Source organism: Pseudomonas putida (assembly GCF_030159595.1).
Lineage (GTDB): Bacteria > Pseudomonadota > Gammaproteobacteria > Pseudomonadales > Pseudomonadaceae > Aquipseudomonas > Aquipseudomonas putida_AC.
In genome coordinates, this window is record NZ_BSKJ01000004.1 from 19,954 (window position 1) to 39,710 (window position 19,757).

A 19,757-nucleotide genomic window follows, 5' to 3' on the forward strand; every position below is an offset into this window, starting at 1 on the left:
GCCAGTACAGGCAACCCATTCAGGGGCTTTGATAAGCGCAGCCTACAGGCTGCGGCCTTTCGCCAGATAAGCCGCAAACTCGGTTTCTGGAACCATGCTGCCGCCCGTTCCCCACACAAGGTGAGTGGCATTTTGCAGATGCGTTGGGGTAAAGCCCTGGCGAGCCAGATACTCGTCTGCCCGTAACACCCGTGCCATGCCAGGTACGCCAGCCAGTGCAGAAGGTTCCAGTTTGACCTTGTCCTGCTCATGGGCGATGACCATCAAGCGGTACAGTTCTTCGTCGGTCACGGTGTAGTAACCATCAATCAGCCGCTGCATGGCTTTGCCGACAAACCCGGATGGGCGCCCGACCGCCAGGCCGTCGGCGGCGGTGATGTTGTCGATGCCGAAGTCCTGCACACGGGTTTCATCGTGCAAGCTGGTGTACACCCCCAGCAGCATGCACGGGGAGTGGGTGGGTTCGGCAAAGATGCAATGCACCGCATCGCCGAACACCAGCTTCAGCCCGAATGCAACACCGCCGGGGCCGCCCCCTACGCCGCACGGCAGGTACACGAACAATGGATGATCAGCGTTCACCTGGATGCCGGCCTCGTCGAACTGCCGTGCCAGCCGTTCGGCTGCAACGGCATAGCCGAGGAACAGCTGCGGGGAGTTTTCATCGTCGACAAAATAACAGCTCGGGTCTGAAGCTGCCTGCTGGCGACCTTGCTCGACTGCCACGCTGTAATCGCAGGCGTGCTCTACCACCGTTACGCCGTTGGCGCGCAGCTTGTCCTTCTTCCATTGCCTGGCGTCAGACGACATGTGCACGCTCACCTGGAAGCCCAGCTTGGCACTCATGATGCCAATCGACAGCCCCAGGTTACCGGTCGAACCCACGGCGATCTTGTACTGGCTGAAGAATGCCCTGGCGTGGTCGCTGGTCAGTTTGCTGTAGTCATCCGTTGGTGTGATCAAGCCGGCCGCCAGCGCGAGGTCTTCGGCGTGCTTGAGCACTTCATGAATGCCGCCCCGGGCCTTGATGGACCCGGAGATAGGCAAGTCACTGTCCGCCTTGAGCCACAGGCTGCCCACGTTTTGCAGTGAGCCTTCCTCGATAAGCCGTTGGCGAAGCTGCGGCAGCCGGGTGATGTGCGACTCGATCACCCCGCCGGCAGCTGCCGTTTCAGGGAACACAGTGGCGAGGTAGGGTGCGAAACGCTGTAATCGCGCGCTTGTCGCTTGCACGTCGTCAGCCGTCAGGCCTACGTCGTGCAGGGCTTCGGCAGCCTTGGCGATACCAGGGTTGAACCAGCTGGTTTCTTTCAGGGCAACCAGGTCGGCGATGATGGGGTGGCTTTGTTGCCAGGCTTCCAGGGTTTTTCCGTGAATCATGGTTTCACCAGTAGCGCAGTATTCGCCCAATTAGAGCTCAGTGGCCGGTGAGACTCAAACGATGGCTCCTCACAGCATGCACAAGATCATCGCAGCCTTCAGGTTATGCGCAGTACTTGTGGGAGCGGGCTTGCCCGCGAAGAGGCCTGCACAGGCAGCAGATGTTTCGAGCCGTGTGTTCATTCAGCCATAAGGCGGTGCAGGCAGCTCCGCCAACAACCGCTTCAACCCATCACTCCACTGCCTGCGAATCTGCTGATAATAGGCATCCTCATTGGTGATGCGCTTGCGCGTCATGCTTTCGAGGCTGCCTTTGCGATACACCAGCAAGTCCAGCGGCATGCCCACCGACAGGTTGCTGCGGATGGTGGAATCGAACGAAATCAGGCCGCAACGCAACGCTTCATCCAGTGGCGTCTGGTACTGCAGGTTTCGGTCAAGAATAGGCCGCCCGTACTTGCTTTCGCCCAGTTGCAGGAACGGGGTGTCTGGCGTGGCCTGAAAGAAATTGCCTTGTGCGTAGACGTTGTAGATGGCCATGGGCGCACCGGCTATCTGGCCGCCGACAATGAATGAACTGCTCAGGTCGATGTCGCCCGTAAGTTTGCTGCGGTCACGGCTGACCACTTCGCGCAGGGTGTCGGCGACCAGCACCGTTGCATCGTAGAGCGTGGCAACGTTCAGCAGGTGGGCGCCGCTGCCCTGGCTGCGTTGCTGCAGCAGGTTCACCACCGACTGCGAGGTTGCCAGGTTGCCGGCGGTCTGCAGCACGATCAGCCGTTCGCCCGGCACGCTGAACACGAACAGCTTGGCAAAGGTGGAGATCTGGTCGATGCCGGCGTTGGTGCGTGAATCGCTGATGAAGACAAGCCCGTCCTCAAGGTGCATGGCGACACAGTAAGTCATGCGGTTTCCCTTGTATTGGGTATGGCGTGGTCTTGCCGCACCTGCGCGGCAAGACCGGCGTGCAGCAAGCGTGTCACTGGCGGTGTACCTGGACGCTGGCCTGCATCGACTCGATACCGCCGCCGCGGCGCACGCCCCGTACCGGGCAGGCATCGAGGTAGTCCAGGCCAACCGCCAGCTTCAGGTGACGGTCTGGCCGCGTCAGGCGGTTAGTGATGTCGAAGCTGTACCAGGCGTCGTCGATCCAGGCTTCGGCCCAGGCATGGCTGGCCAGGTGCTGCTCGTCCTCGGTGCACAGGTAACCGGACACATAGCGTGCCGGCACCCCCAAGCTGCGTGCGCAGGCCAGGAAGGCGTGGGTGTGGTCCTGGCAGACCCCGGCGCCCCCACTGAATGCTTCGATCGCGGTGGTACCCACCGAAGTGGCCCCCGGGCTGTAGGGCATATGCTCGGCCAAGCCTTGCATCAGCCCTGTCAGTGCCGCCCGGTCGCGATGCTTGCCGCATTGCCGGGTGGCGAACGCCTTGAGCGTGTCATCGGCCTGGGTCAGGCGACTGACACGCAGGAACGGCAGGGGGGACTGGCCCTCGATTTCCTGCTCGCAGTCCGGGTCTATCTCTACCTGCCCGCTGGCCGTCAGTGCAAGGTGGCCGTGGGGTTTGTCCAGGGTCAGCACATGCAGGATGTTGCCGTAGGGGTCGATCTGGCTCTTGACCTTGCAGGGCAGGCCCAGTTGCCATTCATTGATGCGTTGGCGTGCGCTGCTGCGCGGCGTCAGGCGCAGAAACTGGATGCTGTTGCTGACGTCGCTGGCGTAGCTGTAGGTGGTGTCGTGGCGAATGGACAGTTTCATACAACCTCCAGGTAGGAGTGATGGACCGCCTGGCCCAGTTGGTTGACGCGGCCGATGAAGTCGCTCAGCCAGGGGTGTAATCCTGCGTCGAGGATTTCGTCGATAGCGGTGTAGCGCAGGCGCGCGTTGAGCTCGGCGGCCATGCGCTGGGCGGCGCGTCCGCTATTGCCCGGCAGACCGGCCAGGATCAGGTCCAGTTCTTCGATGCAGGCATGCAGCGAGCGTGGGACATCCACCCGCAACAGCAGCAGTTCGGACACCGGCCGCGCACTGGGGGCGGCGCGGTAGATCTCGTTGAAGGCTTCATACGAGGTCAGCGCGCGCAGCAGGGCGCTCCACTGGTAATAACCACGGGCGGAATCGTCGCTGACCTCTTCGGAGGCTTCGCCGAACATTTCATAGCGCGCATCGAGCAGGCGCAGGGTGTTGTCCGCCCGCTCCAGGAAGGTGCCCAGGCGGATGAAGCTGTAGGCATCGTTGCGCATGATGGTGCCAGAAGTCGCGCCCCGGAACAGGTGCGAGCGTTCCTTGACCCAGTCGCAGAACTGGCTGATGCCGTAGCGGCCGAGGCCATTGCTGGCGATATTGCGCATCTCGATCCAGGTGGCGTTGATGTTTTCCCACATGTCGGCGGTGATGCGGCCACGCACCGCATGGGCATTGGTCCGGGCGGCCTGCAGGCAGCAATAGATGCTGCTGGGGTTGGTCGCGTCGAGGGCGAAGAAGTGCAGCATGCGCTCGGTGTCGAGCTCGGTGTGCCGGCGGATGTAGTCGTCCAGCGTGCCGGATGCCAGCAGCGACATCGCCAGCTCGGCATGCCCATCGCTGCGCCCGGCCTGGGGCATCAATGACAGCGAATAGCTGACCTCAAGCATGCGCGCGAGGTTTTCTGCACGCTCCAGGTAGCGGGACATCCAGTACAGGTCGGAAGCGGTTCGCGAAAGCATGGTTCAGTCCTCCACCACCCAGGTGTCCTTGGTACCGCCGCCTTGCGACGAGTTGACGACCAGCGAGCCTTCCTTCAGCGCCACGCGGGTCAGGCCACCTGGCACCAGGCGGGTTTCACTGCCCGAAAGCACGAACGGGCGCAGGTCGATGTGGCGTGGTGCGATGCCGCTGTCGACAAACGTCGGGCAGGTCGACAGGCACAGGGTGGGTTGCGCGATATAGGCGTGCGGGCGGGCTTTGATGCGCGCGCGGAAGTCTTCGATCTGGGCGCTGGTCGATGCCGGCCCTACCAACATGCCATAGCCGCCGGACCCCTGGGTTTCCTTGACCACCAGTTCGGGCAGGTGGGCCAGGACGTGGGACAGGTCCGCAGGCTTGCGGCACTGCCAGGTGGGCACGTTGTTCAGAATCGGCGCTTCGCCCAGGTAGTAGCGGATCATGTCGTCGACATAGGGGTAGATCGACTTGTCGTCGGCCACTCCCGTGCCGACGGCGTTGGCCAGTACCACATTGCCGGCGCGGTACACCGAAATCAGCCCCGGTACGCCCAGCATCGAGTCCGGGTTGAATGACAGCGGGTCGAGGTAGTCGTCGTCGAGGCGTCGGTAGATCACGTCCACCTGCCGGGGGCCGGCGGTGGTGCGCATGTAGACATGCTCGTCACGCACGAACAGGTCTGCGCCCTCCACCAGCTCGATGCCCATCTCCCGGGCCAGGAAGGCGTGCTCGAAGTAGGCGCTGTTGAAACGGCCGGGGGTGAGCAGCACGGCAGTGGGGTTGTCCAGCGGGCTGGCGCTCTTGAGCGTGTCCAGCAGCAGGTTGGGGTAGTGGTCGATGGGCGCGATGCGCTGGGCGGCAAACAGTTCAGGGAACAGGCGCATCATCATCTTGCGGTCTTCGAGCATGTAGCTGACGCCACTGGGGGTGCGCAGGTTGTCTTCCAGCACGAAATAGCTGCCATCGCCGTCCCGCACCAGGTCGACACCGGCGATGTGGGCATACAGCCCACGGTGCAGGTCCAGGCCCTGCATGGCGATTTGGTAGCCCTCGTTGGCCAGCACTTGTTCTGGCGGGATGATCCCGGCCTTGAGGATGCGCTGGTCGTGGTAGATGTCCTGCAGGAACAGGTTAAGGGCCTGCACCCGCTGGATACAGCCACGCTCGACCGTGCGCCACTCGCTGGCGCGGATGCTGCGCGGGATGATGTCGAAGGGGATCAGGCGCTCGGTGTCCTCTTTGTCGCCGTACAAGGTAAAGGTGATGCCGGCACGGTGAAACAGCAGGTCCGCCTCACGTCGGCGCTGCTCCAGCAGCTCTAGCGGCGTGTTTGCCAGCCAGCGGGCAAACTCTTGGTAATGTGGGCGGCAACTGCCGTTTGTTTCGTACATTTCATTGAAAAAAGCCCGGGACATACCCACTCCTTGCCGCCGTCGCCGGCAGCTTCATTGCGGTTCATCTGCGTTTTTCAGGGTGCTGCCTTGCTGGGGGCGGTGGGTGCCGTGTCTCGCGTGAGCCTCGGTTGCGATGGATTGCCTGTGCGTTGAGCACAAACAGCCTTTGCAATGAAGGTGCCTAAAGCCCTTTGTTGTTTGGAAAAAGAGGGGAATAGGCGGCGAAACACTGATATTTCGCTGCTTGCCAGCGACATTGCAGGGCGGTGTTTGCTTTAACCGCGATTGAACAGCGCTCGGCTGCAGCCAGGCGTGCATCAAAAAAGGGCGCTTTGAATCCGATTACAGGTTTTGACCCGAGTTGGGGCGTGGCGTCAGGCCCAGCCTCAGAGGGCCGGCCCCGACGCCACGCTGACACCTGCCAGCGTTGTGAAGGAGATGTCCTTGGCCGTGAGCAGAAAATCGCTCACGAATGGCACCTCCAGCATGTCGCTGCGCAGCGCTGCGTAGAGCCTGGCCTGCAAGCCATGTTCGCCAAGGCGCTTGGCGGTCACATAGCCACGCGAACTGTACTCATGCACCGCCCAGTTGGGCAGGCAGCAGACGCCGCGCCCGGACGCCACCAGTTGCATCATCATCACGGTCAGTTCCGAGGTGCGTACCTGCGCCGGTTCGACGTCCGCAGGGTCGAGGAAGCGGGTGAAGATATCCAGGCGAGGGCGTTCGATCGGGTAGGTGATCAACGTCTGGTTGGCGATATCGGAAGGTTCCAGGTAAGGCTTGTCGCGCAGGGCGTGGTGGTTGTCGATGGCCAGCAGTGCCTCATAACCGAACAGCGGCACATAGCTGATGCCCGGCAGTGTTACCGGGTCGGAGGTGACTACCAGGTCGAGGTCGCCGCGCTCCAGGGCAGGCAGTGGCGCGAAGGAAAAACCGGAAGCAAGGTCTAGCTCCACCTCTGGCCAGGCGCTGCGGAACTCGTCCACTGAAGGCATCAGCCACTGGTAGCAGCTGTGGCATTCGATGGCGATGTGCAGCCGCCCGGCCGAGCCCCCGGCCAGTTTGCCAAGGTCCCGTTCAGTACTGCGGATTTGTGGCAACACCTGGTCGGCCAGCTGTAACAGCTTCAGCCCGGCACTGGTGAAGCGCACCGGCCTGGATTTGCGCACGAACAGCGGCATGCCGATGCGCTCTTCCATGTCGCGGAACTGGTGCGACAGGGCTGACTGGGTCAGGTGCAGGCGCTCGGCGGCCTCGTGCAGGCTGTCGGTTTCACGCAGCGCGTGAAGGGTTCGCAGGTGGCGTAAATCGATCATGGGGTAAATTACGGATCCACTCGATAAACGTGGGTTCTCCTCACTATCGAGCGGCCCTGGCAATCCCTTTCAGTAGGTTTCCGTTAGTGGGGAAGAGGCTCAAGCCGCGTCGTGCGCGGCGATGTTGCGGTATTGCCCCTTGAAATACAGCAGTGGCTGCGTACCAGCCGCTGCCTGCACGCCCAGCGCTTTGACTTCACCAATCACGATCAGGTGATCCCCGGCGGCGTGTTCAGCGTGAATTTCGCAATCGAGCCAGTGGAGACTGCCCGCAATGATCGGGTTACCCAGCGGCGACGCCTGCCATTGCACGTCGTGCCATTTGTCGGTGCCGCGCTGTGCAAAGCGGTTGGAAATGCCAACCTGCTCACCTGACAGGATGTTGACCATGAAGCGGCCAGCCTGGCGAATCTTCGGGTAGCTGGCCGAACGGGACATCACACTGAATGACACCAGCGCAGGGCTCATCGACACGCTGTAGAACGACTGGCAGGTGAAGCCGACGGGCTCACCATCAAGGTGCGATGTAATCACCGTGATGCCGGATGCGAAGTGCCCCAGCGCCTGGCGAAAAATCGACGGCTCGATAGCCTTATCGGAAAGCAACATAGTAGGTCCTGTGGCTGCGTTTGCTTCAGCGTGCGTTAACGAGTTCCTGGCGGACGATTGCCGCGCCTGCACTCAACGCCTTGAGCTTGCCGCTGGCTACACGACGAGGCAGGGGGGCCATACCGCAATTGGTGCAGGGGTAAAGTTTGTCGGCATCGACGAACTGCAGTGCTTTGCGCAGGGTGTCGGCCACCTGCTCAGGTGTTTCAATGACATGGGTGGCCACATCAATGGCGCCGACCATGACTTTCTTGCCGCGAATCAGCTCGATCAGGTCCATTGGAACATGCGAGTTATGGCATTCCAACGAAATGATATCGATGCTCGACTGTTGCAGTTTGGGGAAGGCTTGCTCATATTGCCGCCATTCCGAACCCAAGGTCTTTTTCCAGTCAGTATTGGCTTTGATGCCATAGCCATAGCAGATATGGACGGCTGTTTCGCACTTGAGGCCTTCAATGGCCCTTTCCAGGGTGGCCACGCCCCAGTCATTCACGTCGTCAAAGAAAACATTGAACGCAGGTTCGTCGAACTGAATGATGTCAACACCGGCCGCTTCCAGTTCTCTGGCTTCCTGATTGAGAATCCTGGCGAATTCCCAGGCCAGTTTTTCGCGGCTTTTATAGTGGCTGTCGTACAGTGTATCGATCATGGTCATGGGGCCAGGCAGCGCCCATTTTATCGGCTGCGTGGTTTGTTGGCGCAAGAATTTGGCATCTTCGACAAATACGGGTTTCTGTCGAGCCACAGCACCGACCACTGTCGGCACGCTGGCATCGTAGCGGTCGCGGATTCTAACGGTTTCACGTTGCTCGAAATCAACACCACTCAGGTGCTCGATAAATGTGGTGACGAAGTGCTGACGTGTTTGTTCGCCATCGCTGACGATATCGATGCCGGCATGTTGCTGTTCTTGCAAGGCCAGGCGCAAGGCATCCTGTTTGCCTTCGATGAGTTGCTCGTCTTGCAACTTCCACGGTGACCAGAGCGTTTCGGGTTGAGCGAGCCAGGACGGTTTAGGCAGGCTGCCGGCAGTGGAAGTGGGTAGCAGAGTGTTCATGAACAGCGACCTTGTACTTTAAATGGATCAACGGGCGTATTGAGCGGACCATTGCTCAAGCGTGGCCTGGTAGGGTTTGACAAATTGCGCCTCGGCAAATTTGCCCTGTTCGATCGCCAACCGGCTGCGCTCTTCCCGATCGTAAACAATGCGCGTGAGCGAGTAGTCCTGGTGCTCCAGGCTGGGCTGGTAGGCCTTGCCGGCTGCAGAATTGGCATTGTAGATTTCGGGTCGGTAGATCTTCTGGAAGGTGTCCATGGTGCTGATGGTGCTGATCAGCTCAAGGTTGGTGTAGTCCGCCAGCAAGTCACCGGCAAAATAGAATGCCAACGGGGCAACACTGTCCGGCGGCATGAAATAGCGGACCTTCAAGCCCATTTTCTTGAAGTATTCGTCCGTCAGCGAGTATTCATCCTGCTGGTATTCCGCGCCCAGTACAGGGTGCTGGTTTTCGGTGCGGTAGTAGGTTTTGCTGCTCGACACACTCAGGCAGATAACCGGCGGTTTGTTGAAATGCTGCTGGTAGGTTTGCGAGTTGACGAAGCATTTGAACAGGTTGCCGTGCAGCGCGCCAAAGTTGTCGGGCGTGCTGAAGGTTGGCCGATGCTTGTTGTGCTCCAGCAACAGTACACTGAAGTCGTAATCGCGAACGTACGAGGAAAAGTTGTTGCCTACCATGCCCTCGATGCGGGTGTCGGTTGTGCGGTCGACAATATGGGTTTTCAGTATTTCTATCAACGGCAGGGCGGTGCCGCGCGGCGCGGCTTCCATGTTCATCTCCACCGAGATGATTTCCAGCTCGACGTGATAGCGGTCATTTCCGGGGTTATCCCAATGCGCCAGCGCGTTGAAGCGGTTGTCAATCATCGCCAAGGTGTTGCGCAGGTTTTCCTGGCGGTTCGCACCCCGCGCCAAGTTGGCGAAGTTGGTGGTGACGCGGGTGTTTTCGGCAGGGTGATAATGTTCGTCGAAGGCAATGCGCTTGACGGTAAACGCAGGTTCTTTATTCATGGTGAGCGGTGTCCTGATACCTGAGGTCGAGCGTTCCAGTGCTTTCCAGTTGCATCGACTGGGGCCTTCACTCAACAAACTTTATGTTGATGCATGATCAGGGCCTATTTTAGGCAGGGCCTCTACATGAAGGGTATTGAAGATAATTCACAGGTTTTTTAGCGCTGTTCATGATGTGTGCCATGGCCAGTTTCAGGCGCGCGACTGAAGAACTCGCCGGCTTTCACTGGCTGGCATATTCGCACTGAACCGGCCCACGCCATCGCTGAGCTGTTCCTTACTGGCGTACCCGCCAGGGGCAGGGCGAACTGCGTATGTTGCGTGGCCCAACCAGCTCGGGCGTCTGCCCCGGAGAACGGTCGGCCAGCACCCTGCAGACGTGAGCGATCAGCTCATCAAAGCGTAGGGTGCTTCCGGCCTCCCTGGCCCTGCGCAGCTGTTCGACCAGCGTGTAAGTGAAAGCGCCATAGCTGGCGGCACCGGCTTCGTATTCACTTGCCTTCTGGTTTTCCATTGCCGCGAACAGCAGCAAAGGCAGGTAGGGACCGTGATGGCCATAAAGCCGCCCCTGGCGCTGGAGCTGTCTGACATCGTCCGGGCGCAGCTCGGTGGCACAGCCCTGGGAGCGGCGTTGGCGTTGGGGCAGGTGCCTGCCCTGGTCTGTTCCCTGGGTGAAGTCCCGGTGAGCTTCGCCTTGGGCAAACCGGCGCTCTTCCCAGTCACGGGCCGCATCGTCCCACAGCAGTGCACGGTGGCGAATGTCGCTGGGCGCCGTTATGCCGCGCACGCGGCCGTTACCACGCGTCATTCCGCTGGCGTAGCAGCAATCGAAAATAACGCTGAGCCTGGCGCTGTCACCCTCTGGAGAGAAGGGCAGGTGGCTGTAGAACTGGCGAAAGAGCTTGTCGGTGAAGTGGGTAGATGAGTCATTCCAGTCGAAGTCGTGCAGCACCAGGGTCTCATCCAGCCGGTCCGCCTCTCGGCTGCTGCAGCTTGCCGGCAGTTGTGCGCCGTGACCGGAGTAGAAGAACAGGCGTTCGTCCCCAGACCGGGTGCCCTCCATTAGCCACTCCAGGCGCTCTTCCAGATTGGCACGGGTGGCACGGGCGTCATGCAGCAGGCGGATGTCGCCAGCGTCGTAGCCGCTTTCCTGGAGCATGCGGCTGATCAGGTAGGTGTCGTTGATACAGCCATTGAGGCGCATCTCGGCGTCCGGGTAGTCATTGATGCCGACGATAAGCGCACGACGTTTGCGCTGCCCGCTGCGGGACAGGAACGCCGGCACTTCAAGGGCACGATTCGCTACGGTGCTGCGGGCAAGCTGGGGCCACAGGTCCGTCTGGCTGGTATCGTCCATGAGATAGGCCGCGCCGGAGTGGTTCAGGTCCAGTACGTCTTCACGCAGGGGAATGTCAAAAAGGGTAGTCAGGTCGATGCGTGCCGAGTCCGGTGACGTGATGGGGCGAGTGAACACGCGATCATTGGGGTTGTAGAGGTGGTACCAACGCCTGATGCCTCGGCCGTTTTCGTGCAGGCGCATGACACGGCCTGCCCAGACCTCGCGCATGATGACCGGGTGGGCGATCTGCGAACCGAAGCTCACCAGAACTCGACCGTCGATGAGGTTCAGGTCTGTCCCCGGCTTGGCCACCGCACGGCGGAACGCGTCGTAGCAGATCAGGCTGCCCAGGCTGTGGGCAAGGATGACCTGCGGCTGGACTTGTTCGAGGGTGTCCAGCAAGCGCTTGCACAGACGCGTTCGAAGCGTGGCGTCTTCCAGCCACTGGACTGTCATGCCGACGGTCCAGCGCAACATCTGGTCCACGGGCACACCCCAGGCGCGTGTGCCTGCCGCATCCCTTTCATGGGGTTCGTCCAGCAGCATGGCGAGCCCGCGTGCGATCTGCGCGAAGTCGGGCCCATTGCCGAACAGGTCGTCATAGCGCAAAAACACGATGTCTTCCGGTTCGACCCTGCGACCGTTGCGCTCAAGGTTGGTGCTGATCGCGGCGCGCCACTGCGCTTGCCAGTCGGGCTCCGAGGTCCATTCCCCATTGCCGGCTTCGCCATGGCCGACGCCATGCAGGCAGAGCACGCGCAAGTGCTCGGTTGCGGTTTTGGGCAGGACTGCGCCGGTATCGTGCAGGCGCGTCGCTGTGTTCAGTGGGTCGCTGGCATTGAGCATGAGGTCTTGCAGGCGGCGAAGCTTGGCCTCGAGTTTGTCGGGGCTCGCGATTGCACGTTTGCCGAGGGTGAGGTCTTGCGTGGCGGGCCTGGCGCTGTTCTTCCAGGCTTGCCCCAGGTTCTGGCCATCGAAGTATGCCAGTGAGGTGTCCAGCACCTGGCGGATACTGGTGGCCAGGCCTGTCTCCGTCCTGCGGACGTTGCTGTAGGTGGGGGGCGGGGTGGTGGTGAGGCGGAACGCTTTGTCGACAACCGGCACGGTACGCCAGACGGGCGCTTCGCCGAAGTGCCTGGCCTGTTCGACCCGTTTGCCCAGTTTGTAGCGCGGCAACTTGAAGTGGTCACAAAGAAAAGCCAACAGGCTGGTGTGGTCGTAGTGCGTGTAGTGATCGTCTTGCAGCGTGTCATTCCACGGCACCAGCCCGGGCATGAGCCAGGGTGAAGCGAGAATGGCCGGCACGCGCGCCCCCAGGCGGGTGAATGGGGCTATGTCGGCCCAGGTAACATCTGCCGCGTGATTGTCTGGTGCCACCGTGCGTGGTGGAACCACATGGTCGTAGAAACCGCCATGTTCATCGTAAAGCAGCACGAACAGCGTCTTTTTCCATACGTCCACATTTGCCATCAGCGCATTGAAGACTTCACCGATGAAGTGGTCGCCAAGCCGCAAGTCTTCAGAGGGGTGATGGGAGTTGTTCGGCCCAAGGGTGTCATACAGAAGCCCGTAGCTTGGCTCGATCCACGCCAGCGCGGGTAGTGCGTCCTTGAGGACCTCTTCCTTGAATGCAGCGATGGAAGAATGCCTTAGCCCCTCCTTGACCAAGGTGGCAAGCGGTACCTTGCCGTCCGAATAGATGCGCGCATCGTGCCCGTTGGCCTTGAGCAAGGAGAAGATGCTTTCCTCGCCGAACTGGGCGATCAGGCTCTTGATGCCAGCCAGCATGGTTTTTTCGCCCGGCATGAGTACGCGCCCATGACAGCTGCCAAGCATGGCGAAAAAGCGATTGGGCCAGGTTGGCCCAGGCACCGAGCAGAACCAGCGGTCGCAGACGGTGAAGTGCCGGGCAAGCCCCTGGATGGCGGGTAAAGGGTCTTGTGCCGGATCGGTGGGGAACGGCACGAAGTTCATCGCCCGCTGGGCAATGGATTGTGCATGGACTTTGTGGGCCTTTAGCACCGACCTGGCCGTCATATAAGCGTTCTGGGCGAACCCGTCCATGCTCGGGGCTGACAGGCTGGTCGATACGCCGTCGTTGAACTGTTTCACGACATCGTCGTATTCGTGGCCCAGGTCGACACCCTCGCGTTTCAGGCCCGTCGCTACGTCCAGGTAAGGTGGCGGTACCCAAAGGCTGAAGTCATCGGGCTGCTCGGCCGCCTGCGTGAGGGTGATGGCGGGGCCACCACTTGCCGGCGTCAGTGGGTTCGTGCGCAATGCTTTGTGGTCCACGCCCTCGCAGTCCTTGGCAATACGCTTGTAATCACCCAGCAAGTGATCGAACGAACGGTTCTCCATCATCAGTACAACGACGTGGCGGATTTCGCTTTGCCAGTTTTTCGCCATGTTTGCATGCTCTCAGAAGGGAACGCGGCATCGCCAGCATTGAGCGTCGCTCACCTCCATTTGCACTGTCAGGAGGAAACCGGCAGGCATTCTTCACTGTAGTACTGTCATTACATGGCATTACGCTAGTAACGTCAGGGCAGTCTGTCCAGTTCACGAGTGCCTCTTGGGCAATGCCAGGCCTTGTGAAATACGCTCAAAAAAGAAGATGCCTGGACTTGGCACGAAAATCTCATGTCAATCGAAAGCCATACTATTCTTTTGGCTTTGCATCCACCCTTCATGGAAGAAGAACAAAAGGGGGCTTACATGAGTTGTCTGATCTGCGCGGGGCAGGCTGAAACTGTCGAATGCGCCCACGGATGGGAAGCGCGGTGTTGTTCCCAATGTGGATGTTACCGAATGTCCCAAACCCTCATCCTGGTCATGATGGAGGAGGGGCAGATTTTCGATACTGCGCGAATGCGCGAGTGGCTGACGGCTCGGCGCGTTCAGGTGCCTGTGCCTTCGATCGACCATCATCAGGCGATATTGGCCCGCTGAACAGGCGATGCATCACATTCAGGGTGATATCATAATAATATTATCCGGCGCATTGCGCAGGCAAAGTTGCATCAGAACATCGCTCGTTTTAAAGAGTTCCTGGCGACAGGGAATAATTCTGCCTGTGCATGTCGGGGCAGAGAATCGATTGAACAATGGTTCTTTACCATGTTTAAATCGCGCCAGCTCAAACGCCTGGCAGCGCCTGGGCGTCGTGAGATACATGGACGGCTCGCAGTGAATCGCTAGACAGGCCTCGTGTTATTTCAACAGCGCAAAGGTTGCTGTGGCGTAAATTCACACACTCACTAAAGGGAATTAGGCATACCATGCTGTTTTCGAACGAGCGGGAAATCATTGGCAGTTACAAGATGCTGCCCACCAAAGACGCGGACGCCATTTACTCGCAGAAAAGCATGCTTCTCAAGGCTGCGAAGTTCCTCAAGCTGGTGGGCTGGTTTTGTATCATCCTCGGGTTGCCCATGCTGTTCATGCTTGTACCCGGCATCATCATGATTGGGCTGGGTGTGTTCTTGCTGGTACGTGCCAACAAGAATATCAAGGTGATCGAGCAGGCAACTGAAGCGTATTGCGCTGAAATCGGCGTGGCACCGGTCTGACGGGTTTGGGCCGCTAGCGCCATCAGCACTCAAGCCGTAGCCTCTTGTTCGTGGAAGAGGCTGCGGCTTTTGCTTTTCAGCTGCCGGGGTTATCAACCCGGCACGGCGACCACGGACATTTCGACCAGACTGCGGCATCATGTCTCGCTCAATCATCACCTGATGCAGGAGACAGCGATGATCAAGACTGGCGATCAACTGCCCGACGTTACCCTTTACGAATACAACAACGATGCTGGCGCCTGCGCGATCGGCCCGAATGCCTTTTCTGTTCGCGAGCGCTGCAAGCAGAAAAAAGTGGTGATTTTCGGCTTGCCCGGCGCGTTCACGCCCACATGCTCTGAACGCCACGTCCCGGGTTATGTCACGGCGGCAAACGCGTTGTTCGCGGCTGGCGTTGACGAAATACTCTGCGTTTCGGTAAACGATGCCTTTGTCATGAATGCCTGGGGCAACAGCCTACAGGTGGGCGATGCGGTGAAGATGATCGGCGATGGCAATGGCGAATTCAGCGAAGCGCTGGGCCTTATCCAGGACCTGTCGTCTCGTGGACTGGGGCGCCGTTCGCTGCGTTATGCCATGGTGGTCGACGACCTGGTGGTCCAGCACATTGCAGTGGAAGCGCCCGGCAAGTTCGAGGTCAGTGATGCGGCGAGCGTGCTGGCTACGCTGCGCTAGGTTCATATGCCCCGAAATTTGACACCCACCCTGAAGCATCTGATGATGCCCGTATGACGACTTGCAGCCGCGTGAACATGATGCGTCCCATGATGACCGCCTTGGGCGGGCCATAGGACGTTTTGCGCGCAAATCCTGACGCATCCCTAAGCCCCGCCCTCAATGGTCGGGGCTTTTTCGTGCTCCGGTCCTGATCACCCATGACAAGGAGAGTGAGCATGTTGCAGATCCGTCCAGCCAGGTACAGCGATGCCGAAGCCGCTTTCAACATCAGGTTTCAGGCGATCCGGCACCAGTGCATTACCGTCTACACGGCGGAACAGGTTCAAGCCTGGACGCAGGTGCCGCTGACCGAACGGTACAGGCTCAGCGTAGAGCGGTACTACCACATTGCATGGTGGGACGAAGCGCCTGTAGCCACAGGGTTCATCGATTTGCAGTCCGGAGAACTGGGGGCTTTGTTTGTACTGCCAGCGTTCATGGGGCAGGGGATTGGTACGGCTATGGTCCAGTATCTGGAGCGTCTGGCGCTTGAGGCTGGCCTTTGCAAGATTCATCTGGACGCGACCCCAAATGCCACTTCGTTCTACCATCGGTGTGGCTATCACGGGGAGGTTGAAGGGATCTACACCTCGCCTTCGGGACTTGAGCTGGCATGCACGCCCATGCACAAGCGATTGATTGGATGCGCATGAAGAAGTCGAGCAGCCCCTTGCAAACCGCGCCCGCAAAGCACGCGTGGAAATCGTTGACGAGATTCCGGCAGAAAGACGGGCAGATGCCCGCCAGCGCACCTTGGCCTGCGTCCGGGCCTACCAGGTTTGCGCATGGGGCTCTGGCCCAGTCAGCGATGGAAACAGTGGCAGCACTTCTTCTGCCAGCTCCTGGATGATTTCCAGCGGCGGGCGCTGCGCCATTTGCATGCCCAGTGCCGCATGATTGACCCCGGCCTCGCGCCAGTCATGCAGCAGCTCGATCAACCCGTTGCGGCCTGTGCGCAATACATAGCCACCTTGTTGCGGCGTTCGCGGGAAGTTCGGGTCTTCATCAAGATCTATCCACTCATTGGTCACATGCGGACGAAAGCCGCCCCCAGGAATGGCCGCTCGCCAAGCTCGGACCTTCTCGGCCAGGCGCCTGGGACCAAGGATGTTGTGGGTGGCCTCGGGGTAGGTAATCCAGCCGTCGGCCTGCTCGCCAAGCCACTGCAAGGATTGGCGTGCCGAACCGGTCACCAGCAACGGGATCTGTCCAGTAACGGGGTTCGGGAGCAGTCGGGCGCTATCGAGTTTTCCCAATGGCGAATGGATCGGCTCAGCGTGGCCAGCCAACAGCTTGCGGAAATAGTCCACGCTTTGCGCGAAGCGCTCGCCACGGTTCTCATGGGGGAGGCCATAGGCTGGAAACTCTACGCGTCGGTCGCCCGAGGCAATGCCCAGCACCAAGCGCCCACCTGACAGGCAGTCCAGGCTAGCCGCAGCTTTGGCCAGGTCGATAGGATGGCGCAGGGCAAAGATCGCGCTACCGGTTGCCAGGGCGATCTTGCGGGTATGGGCGGTCAGGTATGGGGTCTTGCGATATCTACCGTAGGCCGATGGCGGTGCATGCCGAATTGAGCGGTACAGCATCCCGGCTAAGCTGCCTGTTGCTGCCATGCCCGAGGTGTTATCCCTGCGGATTTCATAAACGTTCGACAGAAATGTGGTTGATCGTAGAAGCCGCACTCCAGCGCGATCTCGGCAAGCATCATCGTCGATGCCTCCAGCAGCTCTTTACTCTTGTTAATCCGCTGTTCACGCAACCACTTTTGCGGAGATACCTGCATCGTTTCTTTGAACAGTCGCGAGAAATGGCTACGCGATATTCCGCACGCTTCAGCGAGCGAAGTGACTGATATGCCAGTGTCCAGATGATCCAACATCATTTGCTTGGCGGTTGTGACCTGCCAGGATTTGAGCTGCCGCGTCGACTGAATTACGACCGCGGCCAAAACGATGCCGTCAGCACTGTTCATGGGGATCTATTCATCCTGAAAAATCTGAAGATGGTTTGCTGCGGGCAGCACGGTTCGCTGAAGCCTCTTCTGAGACTTCAGTTCACTCCGTCTCGATTCACTAGCCCGCATCAGCTCTTTCCAGCTTCCCGCTTGTAGATCAGAAACCTGGCCTGGGGCTGATGAGGCCTCAGATCGATGCAGCCACGGGCGCCAGAGTGGGACCGTGCTGAACGCGCTCAGGCGCTTTGTGCACCATCGTGTAGGCGTAGTCGACGCCCATGCCGTAGGCGCCTGAGTGTTCTTTGACCAGATCCATGACCGCATCGTAGGTGTCGCGGTTCTTCCAGTCGCGCTGCCACTCCAGTAGCACCTGTTGCCAGGTCACCGGTACTACACCTGCCTGGATCATGCGCTGCATGGCGTAATCGTGAGCTTCCTTCGTTGTGCCACCGGAAGCGTCTGCAGCCATGTAGATCTCATAGCCTGCATCGTGCATGGCAGACAGTGCGAATGTGGTGTTGCAAACCTCAGTCCACAGGCCCGAAACGATAATCTTGTTACGACCGTTCTTCTTCAGTGCGTCACATACCTTCTGGTCATCCCAGGAGTTCATGGAAGTACGCTCGAGCAGCGGCGCGTCGGGGAATACAGCGAGCAATTCGGGGTAGGTATGCCCAGAGAAACTCTCAGTCTCGACCGTGGTGAAGATGGTGGGCACATTGAAGATCTTGGCTGCTTTGGCCAGCCCTACGGTGTTGTTCTTCAGCGTCTGCCGGTCAATGCTCTGGACGCCGAAAGCCATTTGCGGTTGCTGATCGATGAAGATCAGTTGGCTGTTGAGCGGTGTCAGGACTTCAGTGTTTGGATTGCGCATTGTTCTTCCCTTTTGCTGAACGGTGGCGAGAGTTTTTCGGCGGGTTGTCGCCGAGTGCCAACACAAGATAGCGAAGTCCCCAGAGAACAGGTGGCGCACTTTTGCGCCTGTAGAGGTGCATTAATGCACCTAGGTAGAATCTAATCCGGTGATAGGATTTCGGCCTGTCGGATCCCATCGATCCATTTTTTGCCAAGGAAAATCCAATGGCCGCTTCACGACCTTTCAACGACGACACTGCCTACTGGGGCGTTCCATGGGAAGAGGCCTACGGCTATCCGCAAGCCCGACGGGTTGGCAACGAGATCTTTGTTTCTGGCCAGTTCAACCATGACGAACAGGGCAATCTGTTAGCGCCGGCACCGCTGAATGCCGACGGTCGCCCAAGCGATTTCTCGTCGATGGGCGAACAGATGCGGGTTTCCTACGACAACATCGCCAAGTTGCTGGCCCTGTATGGCGCCACGATGCAGGATGTCGTTGAAGAGACGCTGTATGTGTTGGACATGGACGCGGCCTTTGCCGTTGTCGGCAAGGTGCGCAAGGCGGCCTATGGTACCGAGCGCCCGCAAGCAGCCAGTAATATCATCGGTGTATCGCGGCTCGCCCAGCGTGCCCAGCTCATCGAGATTGTGTGCCGTGCTGTTATTGGCGCCCAGGCCAAATGACCGGCTCTCGCGCTTTCGACTATGAAGCCGGGATGGCCTGCTGACCTTCGACCAGCGGTTTGAGGTCGGCCACGGCAGCCGCGCAGAACGTCATGAATGCTTTCACTCGCCAGGACTTCCTGATGTCCTGGTGGGTAAGCAGCCACAGTTCATCTTGAAGCGCCTGAACCACTGGACCGGCCCGAACCAGTCCTGTGGTGATGTCGCCCAGCATGCAGGGGAGGAAGCCAAAACCGAGGCCTGCCGCAATAGCAGCGCTCGCTGCCGCCACTGAATCGGTGCGGTAAGAAATAAACTCCGGGGGTACTCGACATTCGACATAGCCCGTTGCCTTCAAACCGGACAGGCCTCCCGAGTAGGACACCCACGACTGACCCTCAGCGAAGGGGTCTGCAATTGCTGCCTGCTTGACGCTGCCATATGGCGCCCAAGCGATGTTGGCAAGCTTGCGACCCACAAGGGTATCAGCCGGTTTTTTCGTCGCCCGCACCGCAATGTCCGACTCGTCCCTCGCCAGGCTCAACGTCTGGTTGCCGACCAATACTTCAATGGTGATTCCCTCATTGAGGGCTTTGAAGTCCGCGATGATCGGCGTGAGAAAGTACAACAGCAGCGAGTCGCTGGTGGTGATTCGCAGTCTTCCCAGGGGGCCTTGGCCGGCACGGGAAACCCTGCGGGTGACACTGACGATGTCCAGTTCGACTCGCTCCGCCAGCGCCCGCAACTCGACACCTTCCGCTGTTAGCAAATAGCCCGTCTTGCGATGATCGAACAGCGCGACCCCAAGCGTCTTCTCAACCTGCGCGACGCGTCGCGAGACGGTGGAGACATTAATGCCGAGTTTCTTGGCCGTCGCGGCCCGATTAGCACAATCACTCAGCGTCTTGATGATCCGCAAGTCGTCCCAGGAGAGCCGGCTGACAGCTTCGCCAAAGTCCCATTTCGGCCCGTTAGAATTCGATTGGATCGGCGAAACACTTCCAGGTGACGGCTTCACGAAAATCATTCCAGATGAGGAGGAGCAATGATACGAGAAGGCGCTGGATCTGCCCACCATCCCGAATATGGGGCACATTCATTCAAGCCAATACATATGTCCGCTTATTTTAAACGCAGTCAATCGCGAGCGGCCGCTTTCGACCCATAGCGGACTGTC

19 protein-coding genes are annotated in these 19,757 nt (G+C 59.5%); 5 read left to right on the top strand and 14 right to left on the bottom strand.

Going from position 1 to position 19,757, the window contains the following annotated elements; all coding sequences use genetic code 11:
* Positions 1 to 42: 42 nt before the first annotated feature.
* The 10 genes from QQL85_RS10085 to QQL85_RS10130 all read right to left on the bottom strand — a co-directional run bounded on the left by QQL85_RS10085 (position 43) and on the right by QQL85_RS10130 (position 13,222).
* Complete coding sequence (locus QQL85_RS10085; RefSeq protein ID WP_284353874.1) at positions 43 to 1,380, bottom strand: D-serine ammonia-lyase; 1,338 nt, start codon at positions 1,378 to 1,380, stop codon at positions 43 to 45.
* 183 nt (positions 1,381 to 1,563) lie between these two features.
* Entirely contained in the window at positions 1,564 to 2,286 is a 723-nt protein-coding gene (locus QQL85_RS10090) for a proteasome-type protease (RefSeq protein WP_284353873.1), read from the bottom strand.
* Between the two features lie 73 nt (positions 2,287 to 2,359).
* Complete coding sequence (locus tag QQL85_RS10095) at positions 2,360 to 3,139, bottom strand: transglutaminase family protein (RefSeq protein WP_284353872.1); 780 nt, start codon at positions 3,137 to 3,139, stop codon at positions 2,360 to 2,362.
* Complete coding sequence (locus tag QQL85_RS10100) at positions 3,136 to 4,086, bottom strand: alpha-E domain-containing protein (RefSeq protein ID WP_284353871.1); 951 nt, start codon at positions 4,084 to 4,086, stop codon at positions 3,136 to 3,138. Before QQL85_RS10100 ends, QQL85_RS10095 begins: the two co-directional genes overlap by 4 nt.
* 3 nt (positions 4,087 to 4,089) lie before the next feature.
* Positions 4,090 to 5,499 (bottom strand): circularly permuted type 2 ATP-grasp protein, encoded by a 1,410-nt coding sequence (locus tag QQL85_RS10105; protein ID WP_284353870.1) that lies wholly within the window; start codon positions 5,497 to 5,499, stop codon positions 4,090 to 4,092.
* Positions 5,500 to 5,864: 365 nt separating this feature from the next.
* A complete protein-coding gene (locus QQL85_RS10110; RefSeq protein WP_284353869.1) occupies positions 5,865 to 6,794 on the bottom strand; it encodes a LysR family transcriptional regulator in 930 nt (309 codons plus the stop codon).
* Positions 6,795 to 6,893: 99 nt separating this feature from the next.
* Complete coding sequence (locus QQL85_RS10115) at positions 6,894 to 7,403, bottom strand: flavin reductase family protein (protein ID WP_284353868.1); 510 nt, start codon at positions 7,401 to 7,403, stop codon at positions 6,894 to 6,896.
* 25 nt (positions 7,404 to 7,428) lie between these two features.
* Entirely contained in the window at positions 7,429 to 8,463 is a 1,035-nt protein-coding gene (locus QQL85_RS10120; protein ID WP_284353867.1) for a methionine synthase, read from the bottom strand.
* A gap of 27 nt (positions 8,464 to 8,490) precedes the next feature.
* Positions 8,491 to 9,474: a DUF1852 domain-containing protein gene (locus QQL85_RS10125; protein WP_284353866.1), complete on the bottom strand. Its 984-nt coding sequence runs from the start codon at positions 9,472 to 9,474 to the stop codon at positions 8,491 to 8,493.
* Positions 9,475 to 9,751: 277 nt separating this feature from the next.
* The gene (locus QQL85_RS10130; protein WP_284353865.1) at positions 9,752 to 13,222 is read right to left on the bottom strand and encodes an alkaline phosphatase family protein; all 3,471 of its coding nucleotides are present in this window, start codon (positions 13,220 to 13,222) and stop codon (positions 9,752 to 9,754) included.
* A gap of 402 nt (positions 13,223 to 13,624) precedes the next feature.
* Between QQL85_RS10130 and QQL85_RS10135 the strand changes: the two genes are divergently transcribed.
* From QQL85_RS10135 to QQL85_RS10150, 4 genes are all read left to right on the top strand, one after another.
* On the top strand, positions 13,625 to 13,765 hold the full coding sequence (locus QQL85_RS10135) for a hypothetical protein (RefSeq protein ID WP_284353864.1): 141 nt from the start codon (positions 13,625 to 13,627) through the stop codon (positions 13,763 to 13,765).
* A 329-nt stretch (positions 13,766 to 14,094) separates the two neighbouring features.
* Complete coding sequence (locus tag QQL85_RS10140; protein ID WP_060501668.1) at positions 14,095 to 14,385, top strand: hypothetical protein; 291 nt, start codon at positions 14,095 to 14,097, stop codon at positions 14,383 to 14,385.
* 177 nt (positions 14,386 to 14,562) lie between these two features.
* Positions 14,563 to 15,063 carry a peroxiredoxin gene (locus tag QQL85_RS10145; protein ID WP_284353863.1) on the top strand — a complete coding sequence of 167 codons (501 nt, stop codon included), beginning with the start codon at positions 14,563 to 14,565 and terminating at the stop codon, positions 15,061 to 15,063.
* A 218-nt stretch (positions 15,064 to 15,281) separates the two neighbouring features.
* Positions 15,282 to 15,758 (top strand): GNAT family N-acetyltransferase, encoded by a 477-nt coding sequence (locus tag QQL85_RS10150; RefSeq protein ID WP_284353862.1) that lies wholly within the window; start codon positions 15,282 to 15,284, stop codon positions 15,756 to 15,758.
* 117 nt (positions 15,759 to 15,875) lie between these two features.
* Here QQL85_RS10150 and QQL85_RS10155 read toward each other — a convergent pair whose 3' ends face one another.
* From QQL85_RS10155 to QQL85_RS10165, 3 genes are all read right to left on the bottom strand, one after another.
* Positions 15,876 to 16,691 (bottom strand): LLM class flavin-dependent oxidoreductase, encoded by an 816-nt coding sequence (locus QQL85_RS10155; RefSeq protein WP_284353861.1) that lies wholly within the window; start codon positions 16,689 to 16,691, stop codon positions 15,876 to 15,878.
* A 5-nt stretch (positions 16,692 to 16,696) separates the two neighbouring features.
* Positions 16,697 to 17,077: an AraC family transcriptional regulator gene (locus tag QQL85_RS10160; protein ID WP_284353860.1), complete on the bottom strand. Its 381-nt coding sequence runs from the start codon at positions 17,075 to 17,077 to the stop codon at positions 16,697 to 16,699.
* A 169-nt stretch (positions 17,078 to 17,246) separates the two neighbouring features.
* Positions 17,247 to 17,933 carry a hydrolase gene (locus QQL85_RS10165; RefSeq protein ID WP_284353859.1) on the bottom strand — a complete coding sequence of 229 codons (687 nt, stop codon included), beginning with the start codon at positions 17,931 to 17,933 and terminating at the stop codon, positions 17,247 to 17,249.
* Between the two features lie 206 nt (positions 17,934 to 18,139).
* On the opposite strand from QQL85_RS10165, the gene QQL85_RS10170 reads away from it, so the two are divergent.
* Positions 18,140 to 18,601, top strand: coding sequence for a RidA family protein (locus QQL85_RS10170; RefSeq protein WP_284353858.1), 462 nt, complete (start codon positions 18,140 to 18,142; stop codon positions 18,599 to 18,601).
* 19 nt (positions 18,602 to 18,620) lie between these two features.
* On the opposite strand, the gene QQL85_RS10175 is transcribed toward QQL85_RS10170, so the two are convergent.
* Positions 18,621 to 19,607, bottom strand: a complete 987-nt coding sequence (locus QQL85_RS10175) for a LysR family transcriptional regulator (RefSeq protein ID WP_284353857.1) — start codon at positions 19,605 to 19,607, stop codon at positions 18,621 to 18,623.
* Positions 19,608 to 19,757: the final 150 nt, after the last annotated feature.

Excerpts from the sequence above, each read along its gene's own strand:
- QQL85_RS10085 (WP_284353874.1), bottom strand. The coding sequence starts at position 1,380 with ATGATTCACGGAAAAACCCTGGAAGCCTGGCAACAAAGCCACCCCATC.
- QQL85_RS10090 (WP_284353873.1), bottom strand. The coding sequence starts at position 2,286 with ATGACTTACTGTGTCGCCATGCACCTTGAGGACGGGCTTGTCTTCATC.
- QQL85_RS10095 (WP_284353872.1), bottom strand. The coding sequence starts at position 3,139 with ATGAAACTGTCCATTCGCCACGACACCACCTACAGCTACGCCAGCGAC.
- QQL85_RS10100 (WP_284353871.1), bottom strand. The coding sequence starts at position 4,086 with ATGCTTTCGCGAACCGCTTCCGACCTGTACTGGATGTCCCGCTACCTG.
- QQL85_RS10105 (WP_284353870.1), bottom strand. The coding sequence starts at position 5,499 with ATGTCCCGGGCTTTTTTCAATGAAATGTACGAAACAAACGGCAGTTGC.
- QQL85_RS10110 (WP_284353869.1), bottom strand. The coding sequence starts at position 6,794 with ATGATCGATTTACGCCACCTGCGAACCCTTCACGCGCTGCGTGAAACC.
- QQL85_RS10115 (WP_284353868.1), bottom strand. The coding sequence starts at position 7,403 with ATGTTGCTTTCCGATAAGGCTATCGAGCCGTCGATTTTTCGCCAGGCG.
- QQL85_RS10120 (WP_284353867.1), bottom strand. The coding sequence starts at position 8,463 with ATGAACACTCTGCTACCCACTTCCACTGCCGGCAGCCTGCCTAAACCG.
- QQL85_RS10125 (WP_284353866.1), bottom strand. The coding sequence starts at position 9,474 with ATGAATAAAGAACCTGCGTTTACCGTCAAGCGCATTGCCTTCGACGAA.
- QQL85_RS10130 (WP_284353865.1), bottom strand. The coding sequence starts at position 13,222 with ATGGCGAAAAACTGGCAAAGCGAAATCCGCCACGTCGTTGTACTGATG.
- QQL85_RS10135 (WP_284353864.1), top strand. The coding sequence starts at position 13,625 with ATGTCCCAAACCCTCATCCTGGTCATGATGGAGGAGGGGCAGATTTTC.
- QQL85_RS10140 (WP_060501668.1), top strand. The coding sequence starts at position 14,095 with ATGCTGTTTTCGAACGAGCGGGAAATCATTGGCAGTTACAAGATGCTG.
- QQL85_RS10145 (WP_284353863.1), top strand. The coding sequence starts at position 14,563 with ATGATCAAGACTGGCGATCAACTGCCCGACGTTACCCTTTACGAATAC.
- QQL85_RS10150 (WP_284353862.1), top strand. The coding sequence starts at position 15,282 with ATGTTGCAGATCCGTCCAGCCAGGTACAGCGATGCCGAAGCCGCTTTC.
- QQL85_RS10155 (WP_284353861.1), bottom strand. The coding sequence starts at position 16,691 with ATGCTGTACCGCTCAATTCGGCATGCACCGCCATCGGCCTACGGTAGA.
- QQL85_RS10160 (WP_284353860.1), bottom strand. The coding sequence starts at position 17,077 with ATGAACAGTGCTGACGGCATCGTTTTGGCCGCGGTCGTAATTCAGTCG.
- QQL85_RS10165 (WP_284353859.1), bottom strand. The coding sequence starts at position 17,933 with ATGCGCAATCCAAACACTGAAGTCCTGACACCGCTCAACAGCCAACTG.
- QQL85_RS10170 (WP_284353858.1), top strand. The coding sequence starts at position 18,140 with ATGGCCGCTTCACGACCTTTCAACGACGACACTGCCTACTGGGGCGTT.
- QQL85_RS10175 (WP_284353857.1), bottom strand. The coding sequence starts at position 19,607 with ATGATTTTCGTGAAGCCGTCACCTGGAAGTGTTTCGCCGATCCAATCG.